Here is a 12,520-nt window from a genome sequence, read left to right on the forward strand (position 1 = left end):
CGAGCTCGCTCACCGAAGAACCGGTACGGCACGGATCCGGTGTGTACGGATGGTGAACAGCGAGCGGCGTCACCCCGGACGTCCTCGGTGCGGAGACGAGACGCCTCACTCCGCACCGGGGCGGATCAGTCCCGTCTCGTAGGCGAGCACCACGGCTTGCACCCGGTCGCGCAGTTCGAGTTTGGCCAGGATACGACCGATGTGGGTCTTGACGGTGGCCTCGGACAGGTAGAGGCTTTCGGCGATCTCACCGTTGGACAGGCCCCGTGCCATGTTGATCAGTACTTCGCGCTCGCGCCCGGTCAGCGATTCCAGTACGGAGTCGTCACGCAGCTTCGTCTCGCTCGTTCCGATGAAACGATCGAGCAGCCTGCGCGTCACGCTCGGCGAGACGACCGCGTCACCCTCGTCGACCGAGTGCACCGCGGAGATCAGATCCGCCGGAGGCGTGTCCTTGAGCAGGAACCCGCTGGCTCCGGCCCGGAGCGCGGACAGCGCGTAGTCGTCCAGGTCGAAGGTGGTCATCACGAGCACCTTGGCGAGCTCCTCGCCCACGATGAGCTCGGTGGCGCGCACCCCGTCCATGCCGGGCATACGGACGTCCATCAGCACCACGTCGGGAGCGAGTTCCCGTGCTCGTTCGAGCGCCGCGGCACCGTCGTCGGCCTCGCCCACCACCTCCACGTCGTCCTGGGCGTCCAGCACCATGCGCAGCCCCACCCGCATGAGTTCCTGGTCGTCGACGAGCACCACCCGAACCATGCGGATCAGCCTATAGCAGAATTCTCCGGCTCGGTTCCCGTAGGACCGGATCGGCGGCCCCCGCCACGGTGCCCGAGCGCGGGAGTGGTCGTTCGTCACTCGCCGCTACGGGGCCCGCGATTTCGCGAGAAATTGACGCCGCCAGCGCGGAAGCGGCACCCCGAGTCAGCTCGCGGTCGCGGCCTCCCCAGCCAGCGAGAGCTCCGCGCGCACCCGCCAACCGCCCTCCTCCGCCGGTCCCGCCTCCAGGCTCCCGCCGTAGATGGCCGCGCGTTCGCGCATCCCGATGACACCGTTGCCGCCCGGCACCGCCTCCGGCGCGAGCACTCCCCTGGCCCCGTTGTCGGTCACCTCGATCCGCACCCGCTCGCCGTCGTTGCGCAGCAGCACGGCGGCCGTGGCATGCCATCCCGCGTGCTTGAGCACGTTGGTCAGCGACTCCTGCACGATGCGATAGATCCCCAGCCCCTGTCCGGTGGGAATCCGATCGAGATCACCCTCGACCCGGAAGGTCACCGGCAGTCCCAGCCCACGCACCCGCTCCACCAGTTCGTACACTCCGCCGACGCCGGGCTGCGGGTCGCGTCGGGCGCTGTCGTCGGCCTCGGTCCGGTTCCGCAGCACGTGCAGCAGGCTGCGCAACTCGACGAGTGCCTCCCTACCGGTGTCCCCGATCGTGTGCAGCGCCCGCACCGCGTTGTCCGGGGCGTCGCGGACGATGTACGCCGCGCCGTCGGCATGGGTGACCATCACGTTCACCGAGTGGGCCAGCACGTCGTGCAGCTCCCTGGCGATGCGGTTGCGTTCCTCGGCCACCGCGATCCTGGCCTGCTGGTCGCGCTCGAACTCCAGACCGCGCAGCCGGCTCTCCATCGCCTCCTGGTAGGCCCGTCGCGCCCCGAAGTACTCGCCGAGCACCCAGCAGAATCCGAGCACGAGCACCAGTTGCACGGCGAACAGCGCCCACGGGGGCGTGACACCTGGCGTCGGATAGCTCGACAGCAACCAGACCGCGAGCACCGCGCCCACGTAACCGCCTCCCGCCCTCCTGCCGACATAGGCGACGAGGGTATAGACCATGATCAGCACTGCCAGGAAACCCGGCCGCAAGAGGGGTGGGTGCGGACCGAACAGCTGGAAGAGCAGACCGAGCAGCACGGCACAGGCCGTCACGCCGGGCAGGTTCCGCCGGAACGCGAGCGGGAGCACCAGCAGCGCGCCCGCCAGGACGCTCCAGAACCCGATCAGATGCTCGGCACCCCCGGTTATCACCAAACCGGCGACCTCGGCCAACAGCAGCAATACCATGATCGAGACATCGCCCACGCTCGGATGCGCACGCATCCACAGACTGAGTCGCCGCACGTCCGCCGATGCTATGCCAGGTGAGTCGGCGATCGCCTCATTCCGAGGTCGAAATCGAGGTCATACTTGAGAGGCAGACAGCCGACCACGCGCCGCACGGAAGGAGTCCGTTGACTACGCAACGAACCCGCGGGCCGTTGTCGGACGCGGTGGCGCGGCTGTGCGCCGACCTGCGCGGCAGGGTCGGGGCGGAGACCGCGAACGGGTTGCACGAGGTGCTGCTCCGGCTGGGGGAACCGTTGCAGCTGGCGGTGGTGGGCAGGATCAAGTCCGGCAAGTCCACGCTGGTCAACGCCCTGATCGGACGTAACGTGGCCCCGACCGACGTCGGCGAGTGCACGCGGGTGGTGACCCGCTTCCGGTACGGCACGGTGGACCGGGTCGAGGTGATCCTGCGCGACGGTGGCAAACGGTCCCTGCCGTTCACCTCCGACGGGGCGATCCCTGCTGATCTGGGAGTGGAGCGGGAGCGCGTCTCGCATCTGGAGGCCTACCTGACCAACGAGGTGCTGCGCGATCTGACGGTGATCGACACCCCCGGACTGGGCTCGACTGACGACTCCTCGGTCGCCCGCACCGAGGCTGTGCTGGGCAACGCGGCAGTGCCGGGCGAATCCGGGGTGACGGGGTCCGGAGTGACGGGGTCCGGAGTGACGGGCACCGAGGCGGCGGAACCGGACGAACGTGCCGAGGGACTGGACCCGGTGTCGCGGAGCGCGGTGGCGGGGGCGGAGGCCGTGCTCTACGTCGTCACGCAGTCGGTGCGGGCCGACGACCGGCGGGCGCTGAGCTCGTTCGGCGCCGCGACCGGCAATCGCCCCGCGGGTCCGGCGAACGCGCTGGCCGTGCTGAACAAGGCGGACACGGTGGAGCCGGAATCGGTGCGCGAGAGCGACGGCAGCGTGTGGCACGCGGCGAGTCTGCTGGCCGGCGGGCAGGCCCGGCAGCTCGGACCGCGGGTGACCGACGTGCTCCCGGTGGTCGGGTTGCTCGCGGAGACCGCCGAGACCGGGGTGTTCACCGCTTCCGATGCCGAGGCGCTGCACCGGCTGGCCGGGCTGGACGAGGCCACCAGGGAAACCCTGCTGCTCTCCGCGGATCTGTTCACCGGTTGGGAGTGCGAGGTCGCGGCGGGTACCCGAGCCCGCCTGCTGGAACTGCTCGATCTGTACGGCATCAGATGCGCCCTGGAGGCCATAGCCGCCGACCCCGACATCACGGCGGGCGGGCTGCGCCGGGTGCTGCACGAGTCCTCCGGCCTGTCCGAGGTCTCACGCGGGTTGAACTCGGTCTTCCGCGCCCGGGCCGACGGGATCAAGGCGGCGGCGGGGCTGGCGTCGATGACGGCGGTGGCGCAGCGGAGTCGGGACCCGGCGGAACGCGGACGGATACAGGACGGGATCGAAGCCCTGCTGGCACGGCCCGACGCGCACCAGCTGCGGCTGTTGGAGGTGTTGACGCTGATCTCCTCGGGGGAGATCACGCTGCCGAGCGATTTGCTCGACGAGGTGCTGCGGCTGGGAGCATCGAACAATCCGTCCGAGCGGCTGGGGATGCTCGGGGGGAACCCGGATCGGATGATCGAGTACGCGATGGAACGCGCCAACTGGTGGCGCTCGTTCGCATCGCTGGGCTCCACCCCGGCGCAGAGCAGGGTGGCCCACGTGGTGCACCGTGCCTACTTCCTGCTGTGGCAGCAGCTGCGCAGCGGAAAACGCGGGTGAACGACCCCTTCGCAGGGACTGACACTGCTCGGTTACCCGTCCTGCTCCGCCCGGGCCGCCACCCCTTCCCCAGCCCGACGGGACAGCGTTGCCCCAGCCCTGCCGGAGAGCCGAGGCGAAATTACTCGCGAAAATGGAACCGAAAGCCTCGCCGCCGCGTCCAATGCGGCGGCAGCAGGGGCCTCGTATCGCGCCCCTCGGCCGAGACCTGGGGTTGGGCAAGCCACGACGGAGTTCGGAAACGCTGATGGCCATTTTGAGCAACGAATCGCTCGTCGACCCGCTGGACCAGGCGCTGGCGGAACGGGAAAAGCTGATCGAACTGTGCATGTACGCCTTCGATCGGACGCGCAGCACGGGCATCACCGAACGGCTGACGGAGGGAATGAGCACTGTCGGGGTAACCGCGTTACGTCCCGACGGTGAACGGTTCGATCCGACCAGGCACGAGGCCGGGGGCACGATCGCCACCGGCGATCACTCGCTGGACGGGGTCATCGCGGAGACCGAGGTGGTCGGGTTCGCCGATCGGGGACGGATGCTGCGGGCTCCCGTCGTGGTGGTCTACCGGCTGAACACCGAGAAGTCCGGCGCGGAGTCGATGTCCTCCGGTGAGTCCACCGCGTCATGAGCACGAACTCTCCGCTCTCGAACCTGCCGGGTGCCGACGCGGCGGCGGCCTCGCAACTGCCCACCCAGGTGAAGCAGACCCGGGAGAATCTGACCGCGCTGGTGCGGGAGGTCGACGCCGAGGCGGCCGAGTGGATCGAGCGCATCAGGAACTCGCGCACCGCCGTTCCGGGTGTGGTGGCGGTCGGTGAGACGAATCGCGGAAAGAGTTCACTGGTCAACGCCCTGCTGGGCAGCCACGACCTGTCCCCTGTGGATGCCGACGTGGCCACATCCACCTATCTGTGGTTCCAGCACGGCCCGGAGTGGGCCGGTTACGCGTGCTACCCCGGCGAGCAGGAACCGGTACGGTTCGACATCGACGAGCTGGGCGCCTGGTCCTCGGGAGCGGGCGAGCTCCCCGCGGGTGAGCTGCCACCGAGATACATCCGGGTCGATGCCCCGCTGGAACCGCTGCGAGAACTCACGCTGGTGGACACGCCGGGAGTGGGCGGGCTGCAGGCGGTGCACGGCGAGCTCGCTGCCGAAGCCGCCGCTTCCGCGACCGCGCTGCTGTTCGTGGCGGACGCCTCGGCTCCGTTCGGTCGCGGCGAGCTGGACTTCCTGCACAGCGTGAGCAACCGCGTGGAAACCGTGCTGTTCGTGCTGACCAAGACGGACCGGCATCGGGGTTGGCGCAGGGTGCTGGAGGAGAACCGGCAGCTGCTGGCCACGCACGCACCGCGATTCGCCGAGGTGCCGATATACCCGGTCTCGGCGCGGATGGCCGAACTCGCCGCACGTTCCTCCGATCAGGCGAGCGCGGCGATGCTGCGAGAACGCTCCGGTGTGGACGAGCTGCGTTCCGCATTGGGGCAACTTGTCGCGGGCCACTCCGCGATGCTCGGCGAGGCCAACACCATGCGTGGCATGTCCACGGTGCTCACCGAACTCATCACCGGGCTGGAGAACGAGAAACGGGCGCTCACCGCCGGGGAGAAGGAAGTGGAGTCGCTGCGCGCCCGGCGGGAGGAGCTGGCCACGGCACGCCGGTCCTCCACCCGGGGTTGGCAGGTCAAACTGCGCGGACGGATCCAGCGCACCCGCGTGGAAACCAGTCACGAGGTAACCGACCGGGTGCGTGAGGTGCAGAACTGGTTCCGCCGCGAGATCGATACCGCCGACCGGGACAAGCTGGCCCTGCTGCCCGGCCAGGTCGACTCGGCGCTGCAGCTGGTCTCCACGCGAGTGGCCAACCTGCTGTCGGGTCGGCTGGACGAGGTGGCCCGCGACTCGCTGGCCGAACTGTTCGGCGAGGCGGAGCTGAACGTGATCCGTGCCCAGTTCGCGCGCGGCAACCGCTCCCCGGTAGCGCTGCGCCCGCCGGAGAGCAGGCCACCCACCGCCGAGGACAAACTGCTGGTCTTCATGGGCGTTTCCGGTGGGCTCGGAGTCGGTCGCGCCGCGGCGATGCCGCTGTCGGGGATCGGGGTCGGAGCGCTCAATCCCGTGGTGCTGCCGGTGACGATCGTGCTGGGGCTCGGTGCGGGCTGGTGGATGGCCCGCACCCGCAAGCACGCGGCCGACAAGCAGCACATGAAGCAGTGGCTCAGCGACGCGATCTCGGAAGCGCGCTCGGCGCTGGACCAACTTGTCTCCGAACAGCTCATCGAGGCGGAACAGCAGTTGTCGCTCGCACTCGACGAAGCGCTGAGCAAGCGGATGGAGTCGATCGAGAGCGAACTCCGCGAGATCGACCAGGCGCTGAAGCTGGACTCCGCGGAACGCAACCGGCAGTTGCAGCTGGTCAACCGCAGGTTGGAGGAGGCGGTTTCCGGCAGGGACAACGTGGAGCGGCTGTTGGAACGGATACGCGGATTGCGCGACCGCTCCGGGTGAAGGATCGGGGCTGCCCGGCCGGGTTATGGGGTGGTCGCTTGGCGGAACCTCTGGCACGGCTCTCGCTCCGGGAGGCCCGACCTCGGGTAGCCACCTACACAACGTCGGGCCTTCCTCGCGAGAGCCGCACCGGAGAACCCGCGGCGGTGCCGACCGCGTGAGTGGTCGGGGTTCGGCCTGTGTAGGTGGTGGGAGTTCGGCCTGCGTCGAAGTGGCCCGACGATTTCTTGGGAAATTGACGCCCAACCAGCCGCGCCACCCCCGACTGCGCGGCGATTTCTTGGGAAATTGACGCTGCCGGGACGGCGGTTCGAGGACGGCCGAACGGCCACAGGGGACCCGGCGCACGGCTCCTCTTCCCACTCTCCGAGAGTGCGACCGGCCGTCTCGGGTATTCCTTCCGGTCATTCACTGCCGCCCCGCGTCGCGACGACGACACCGCCACTCGACCGAGCGTCCGACGTGAACGGACTCACGCCACAGCGAGCGCGATATAGGTTAGCCTAAGTTCAAGGAAAATTAGGCTAACCTAATTCCACACGGTCGCGACGCGCCGAACACGGTGGCTGACCTCGCAACGAGGAACTCGAAGCCGCGATGCGGCGCACGACCCCAAGCCATCCGGCAGCGCACACCCAGCACCGAGGAGGACGGTTCGTGAGTTTCCTCGTACCACCGGCCGAGCAGACCGCTTCCGCATCGGCACAGTCCGTCGACCCCAAGTCGTACCTGCTGGACGAACACAACACCGAGCAGTACCGCGATTCGGTGACCGAAGGGGTACAGCGGGTGATCGGCGAACTCCTGGACCCGGATCACCAGCCCACCACCGGAGTGACCCCGGAACAGCTCGGACCGGTCATCGGCGGAATCGACCTGGACGAACCGTTGCCGGACACCAAGAGCGCGCTCGACGAGCTGGAACGGGTCTACCTGCACGATGCCGTCTACTTCCAGCACCCGCGCTACCTGGCCCACCTCAACTGCCCGATCGTCATCCCGGCCCTGCTGGGCGAAGCCATCGGATCGGCGATCAACTCCTCACTGGACACCTGGGACCAGAGCGCGGGCGGCACGCTCATCGAGCGTCGGCTGATCGACTGGACCACGGCCCGCATCGGCTTCGGAGCGACCGCCGACGGGATATTCACCAGCGGTGGCACCCAGTCCAACCTGCAGGGACTCTTCGTCGCCCGGGAACAGGCGCTGCAACGGCACGCGGCGGAGCACGGAACCGGCGATCCGGAGGCCGACCGCCCCGAACAGCTCTCGCGGCTGCGTGTCATCGCCTCGTCCGACAGCCACTTCAGCGTCGTTAAAGCGGCGAAACTACTGGGCATGGGCGCTGATTCGGTGCTGACCGTACCCACCGACGAGCACCGGCGCATGCGGAGCGACGAGCTGCACGAGCTGCTGCGGAGCTGCCACGAGGCCGGGCTGACCACGATGGCCGTGGTGGCCACCGCGGGCACCACCGACTTCGGCAGCATCGACCCGCTCTCCGAGATCGCCGCGTTGTGCGAACGGTTCGGGGTGTGGCTGCACGTGGACGCGGCCTACGGCTGTGGCCTGCTGGTCTCCCGGGAGAGCGCCCGACTGGACGGGATCGAGCGCGCCGACTCGGTGATCGTGGACTACCACAAGTCGTTCTTCCAGCCGGTGAGTTCCAGCGCGGTGCTCGTGCGGGACGGCTCCGTGCTGCGGCACGCCACGTACCACGCGGACTACCTGAACCCGGAGCGCCACGTGGCCGAGCGGGTTCCGAACCAGGTGGACAAGAGCATCCAGACCACCAGGCGGTTCGACGCGCTCAAACTGTGGCTGACGCTGCGGATCATGGGCCCGGACGCGCTCGGACGGCTCTTCGACGACGTGCTGGACCTGGCCGAACGCACTTGGGAGATGCTGCGGGCCGATCCGCGCTTCGAAGTGGTCAACCGCCCCGAGCTGAGCGCCCTGGTCTTCCGCTACGTACCCACCGACGTCGCGGACGGACAACTCTGCGACCGGGTCAACCTGCACGCGCGCGACGCGCTGTACCGCTCGGGTGCCGCGATGGTGGCCGAGACGGTCGTCGACGGGGACACCTACCTGAAGTTCACCCTGCTCAACCCACGCACCACGCTGCGGGACATCGCGGAGGTGTGCGAACTCATCGTCGAACACGGCAACCGTTACCTGACCGGTGCGCCCGAGGCGGAGTCCGAACGCCGTGCGAGCTGACCGACCACACGACCACCGCCATGGATTCCGTGCCCCCGAAAGGAAGACTGTGCCCCACACGTACGACTTCGTAGCCGTCGGGGTCGGTCCGTTCAACCTCGGCCTGGCCTGCCTGACCGAACCCATCGACGAACTCGACGGGCTGTTCCTGGACGAGAAGCCGGACTTCGAATGGCACGGCGGGATGATGCTGCAGGACACGACCCTGCAGACCCCGTTCCTCGCCGACCTGGTGAGCCTGGCCGATCCGACCTCGCCGCTGTCCTTCCTGAACTACCTCAAGGAAGTCGGCAGGCTCTACTCGTTCTACATCCGGGCGGACTGGTTCCCGCCACGTTTGGAGTACAACGAGTACTGCCGCTGGGCGGCGCGCAAGCTCGACAGCGTCCGGTTCGGCCACCGGGTCGACCGCATCGACCACGACCCGAGCGAGGACGTCTACCTGGTGCACGCTACCGAGGTCGCCACCGGGCGGACCGAGACGCACCGGGCGCGCAGGCTGGTGCTGGGCACCGGAACCCCGCCACACCTCCCCGAACCGTGCCGCGACCTGGGCGGCGACGCGATTCACGCCTCGCGGTACCTGCACAACCGCGACTCGCTGGTCCGCAAGCCGAGCATCACGATCGTCGGGAGCGGACAGAGCGCCGCCGAGATATACCGGGATCTGCTGAGCGAGATCGACGTACACGGCTACACCCTCAATTGGGTGACGCGCTCGGCCAGGTTCTTCCCGCTGGAGTACAGCAAGCTGACCCTGGAGATGACCTCGCCGGAGTACGTGGACTACTTCTACTCGCTGCCCGGTGAAACCCGGGAGTCGCTGCTGGCCCAGCAGCACGGCCTCTACAAGGGCATCAGCGCGGAACTGGTCGACGAGATCTTCGACCTGCTCTACCTGAAGCGGGTGGTGGGACCGTGTCCGACCAGGCTGCTGACCAACACCGAGGTGACCTCGGCCGAACACCACCCTGTCGAGGGCGGCTACACGCTGGGACTGCGGCAGTGGGAGCAGCGGGAGGACTTCACCCTCCGCACCGACGGGCTCGTGCTCGCCACCGGCTACCGGTACCGCACGCCCGAGTTCCTCCAGCCGATCACCCATCGGATCAGCTGGGACGAGTCGGGCAGGTTCGACGTCGGCCGTGGCTACACCGTGGACCCGACCGGCGAGGAGATCTACGTGCAGAACGCCGAGCTGCACACGCACGGCTTCGTCACCCCCGACCTCGGGATGGCCGCTTACCGGAACTCGAACATCATCCGGGGAATGCTCGGCAAGGAGTACTACCCCGTCGAACGTTCGATCGCCTTCCAGGACTTCGGCGCTCCTGACGACCTCGGGCCGGCGCGGACCGAACCGCCACGAGAGGAGTCGGTGGCATGACCGAGATCGTGTTCCGGCGCACGGACGAGCGGCTGGGCGAGTTCGCGGTGCGCCCGGTGTCGGCCGACGAGGACACCCAGCTGCTGCACGGCTGGCTCACCCACCCGAAGTCGGCGTTCTGGCTGATGCTCGACGCCCAACCGGCCGAGGTGCGCGAGCAGTTCAGCACCATCGAGGCGACCCCGGGCAACGACGCGTTCGTCGGCCTGCACAACGGGGTTCCCTCCTTCCTGATCGAGCGGTACGACCCGGCCCGTTCCGAACTGGCGGGGCTGTATCCCGTGCGGCCGGGCGACGTGGGGATGCACTTCCTGGCCGCACCCACCGGCATGCCGGTGCACGGCTTCACCCGGGCCGTGCTGACCACGGTGATGGACATGCTGTTCACCGACCCCGCCACCGGGCGGGTGGTCGTGGAACCGGACGTGAACAACACCTCGGTGCACGCGCTGAACGCGGAGGTCGGCTTCGAAGTGATCGACACCGTCTCGCTGCCCGAGAAGAAGGCACTGCTGAGCATCTGCACCCGCGACGACTACCTGGCGAGCAGGAACGCGGGTTCGACCGACGGGGAGGTATCACGGTGAGTTCCGGCAACCCCGGCACGCACGAGCCCGCGGGTCATCTGACTCCGGAGCACTGGCGGCTGGTGAATCGACGGCTGGTGCGCAAGGCGCTGGCCGAGCTCTCGCACGAACGGCTGCTCCACCCCACCCCGACGGGGGAGGGGCGCTACGTGGTCGGCAGTGACGACGGCAGGGTGCGCTACCACTTCCGGGCGAGGATCGGGATCCTGCGGCACTGGTCGATCGACACCGAAAGCATCACCCGACACCGCGACGGCACCGAGCTGCCGCTCGACGCGCTGGAGCTCTTCCTGGAGCTGCGCGACACGCTGGGGCTGCACGACGGGCTGCTGCCGGTCTACCTGGAGGAGATCAGCAGCACGCTGGAAAGCGACGCGTTCAAACTCGCCAAACCCCGGGCGAGCTCGGCAGAGTTGCTGGACGCCGGGTTCCAGGCCATCGAGTCGGGCATGACCGAGGGACATCCGTGCTTTCTGGCCAACAGCGGCCGGATCGGATTCGACGTCGCCGAGTCCGCCAAGTACGCGCCGGAAGCGGGAGTCCCGCTCAAGCTGGTGTGGCTGGCCGCGCACCGCGACCGAGTCGGCTTCAGCGCCTCGGCGGGGCTGGACTACGAGGAACTCGTGCGGTCCGAACTGGACGAATCGACCCGCGACCGCTTCGAGAAGCGGATCCGCGAGTTCGGGCTGCACCCGAAGGACTACCTGTTCGTGCCGGTGCACCCCTGGCAGTGGGACAACAAGCTGCCGGTCACCTTCGCGGCGGAGTTCGCCACCCGCAACCTGATCCACCTCGGCGAGGGGGACGACGACCACCTGCCGCAGCAGTCCATCCGCACCTTCTTCAACTCCGACTCGCCGGAGCGGCACTACGTCAAGACGGCGATCTCGGTGCTGAACATGGGTTTCCTGCGGGGGCTCTCGCCCGAGTACATGCGCGCCACCCCGGCCATCAACGACTGGGTGGGCGAGCTGCTCGCCGGTGACGAGCTGCTGCGCGAGTCCGGTTTCGACATCCTGCGGGAACGCGCGGCGGTGGGATACCACAACGAGTACTACACGGCCGCCGCGAAGGACTCGCCGTACCGCAAGATGCTGGCCGCGCTCTGGCGCGAGAGCCCGGTTCCGAAGCTGCGGGACGGGCAGCGCCTGGCCACCATGGCCGCGCTGCTGCACGTGGACGAGTCCGGCGACTCGCTGGTCGGCACGCTGATCGAGCGTTCGGGGCTGGCACCGGCCGACTGGCTGCGACGCTACCTGGACGCCTACCTGCGCCCGCTGTTGCACTGCTTCTACGCCTACGGCGTGGTGTTCATGCCGCACGGCGAGAACATCATCCTGGTGCTGGAGGACGGCGTGCCCGTGCGGGTGCTGCTCAAGGACATCGGCGAGGAGGTCGCCGTGATCGAGCCGGAGACCGAACTTCCGGCCGAGATCGAGCGGATCCGCTCCGAGGTGCCGGAGAACCTGCGGGCGCTGTCGCTGTTCACCGACGTCTTCGACTGCTTCTTCCGGTTCCTGGGCTCGATCACGCACGAGCACGGACTGCTGGACGAGCGGGAGTTCTGGCGGACGGTGGCCGAGTGCGTGGCGGACTACGAGGCGGCGGCGCCGGAGCTGCGGGACCGGTTCCGCAAGTACGACCTGTTCGCCGAGCGGTACGAGCTGTCCTGCCTCAACCGGCTGCAGCTGGGCAACAACCAGCAGATGGTGAACCTGCAGGACCCGGCTAGCGCGCTGAAGATCGCGGGAACGCTGGACAACCCCATCGCGCCCCACGCTCCCGCGCGAGACTGATCGGAGTTTCCCCGGCGGGTCGGCGGGTCGCTACTCGCCGGGGAACCTCCCGCCCGCACCGGAAGGCCACCCGGACAAGTGGCACCTCGCGACATCGCGGGGCCGCTCGATCGGAACCGCGTCGCGTGTCCCGCGACCTCGCGAGACTCCCGAGACTCACCCCGCCCT

The 12,520-nt window shown here is 68.5% G+C and carries 9 protein-coding genes; 7 read left to right on the top strand and 2 right to left on the bottom strand.

The genetic code is table 11. The features are described from left to right. Positions 1-105 precede the first annotated feature (105 nt). Positions 106-762: a response regulator gene (locus ACOQFL_RS14720; protein WP_435544729.1), complete on the bottom strand. Its 657-nt coding sequence runs from the start codon at positions 760-762 to the stop codon at positions 106-108. Between the two features lie 165 nt (positions 763-927). Next, positions 928-2,127: a sensor histidine kinase gene (locus ACOQFL_RS14725; RefSeq protein ID WP_435544730.1), complete on the bottom strand. Its 1,200-nt coding sequence runs from the start codon at positions 2,125-2,127 to the stop codon at positions 928-930. Positions 2,128-2,237: 110 nt separating this feature from the next. Between ACOQFL_RS14725 and ACOQFL_RS14730 the strand changes: the two genes are divergently transcribed. The 7 genes from ACOQFL_RS14730 (at position 2,238) to ACOQFL_RS14760 (ending at position 12,352) form a co-directional block, all read left to right on the top strand. Beyond that, a complete protein-coding gene (locus tag ACOQFL_RS14730; RefSeq protein WP_435544731.1) occupies positions 2,238-3,851 on the top strand; it encodes a dynamin family protein in 1,614 nt (537 codons plus the stop codon). Between the two features lie 247 nt (positions 3,852-4,098). After that, a complete protein-coding gene (gene grpE, locus ACOQFL_RS14735; RefSeq protein WP_435544732.1) occupies positions 4,099-4,482 on the top strand; it encodes a nucleotide exchange factor GrpE in 384 nt (127 codons plus the stop codon). After that, the gene (locus ACOQFL_RS14740; RefSeq protein ID WP_435544733.1) at positions 4,479-6,359 is read left to right on the top strand and encodes a dynamin family protein; all 1,881 of its coding nucleotides are present in this window, start codon (positions 4,479-4,481) and stop codon (positions 6,357-6,359) included. The genes grpE and ACOQFL_RS14740 overlap by 4 nt, the downstream gene beginning before the upstream one ends. 657 nt (positions 6,360-7,016) lie before the next feature. After that, positions 7,017-8,582: a pyridoxal phosphate-dependent decarboxylase family protein gene (locus ACOQFL_RS14745; protein ID WP_435544734.1), complete on the top strand. Its 1,566-nt coding sequence runs from the start codon at positions 7,017-7,019 to the stop codon at positions 8,580-8,582. A gap of 49 nt (positions 8,583-8,631) precedes the next feature. Then, positions 8,632-9,969 (top strand): lysine N(6)-hydroxylase/L-ornithine N(5)-oxygenase family protein, encoded by a 1,338-nt coding sequence (locus tag ACOQFL_RS14750; protein WP_435544735.1) that lies wholly within the window; start codon positions 8,632-8,634, stop codon positions 9,967-9,969. Next, on the top strand, positions 9,966-10,556 hold the full coding sequence (locus tag ACOQFL_RS14755; protein ID WP_435544736.1) for a GNAT family N-acetyltransferase: 591 nt from the start codon (positions 9,966-9,968) through the stop codon (positions 10,554-10,556). Before ACOQFL_RS14750 ends, ACOQFL_RS14755 begins: the two co-directional genes overlap by 4 nt. Beyond that, positions 10,553-12,352 carry an IucA/IucC family protein gene (locus ACOQFL_RS14760; RefSeq protein ID WP_435544737.1) on the top strand — a complete coding sequence of 600 codons (1,800 nt, stop codon included), beginning with the start codon at positions 10,553-10,555 and terminating at the stop codon, positions 12,350-12,352. Before ACOQFL_RS14755 ends, ACOQFL_RS14760 begins: the two co-directional genes overlap by 4 nt. Positions 12,353-12,520: the final 168 nt, after the last annotated feature.

The organism is Actinopolyspora sabaoui, from assembly GCF_051225635.1.
Classification (GTDB): Bacteria; Actinomycetota; Actinomycetes; order Mycobacteriales; family Pseudonocardiaceae; genus Actinopolyspora.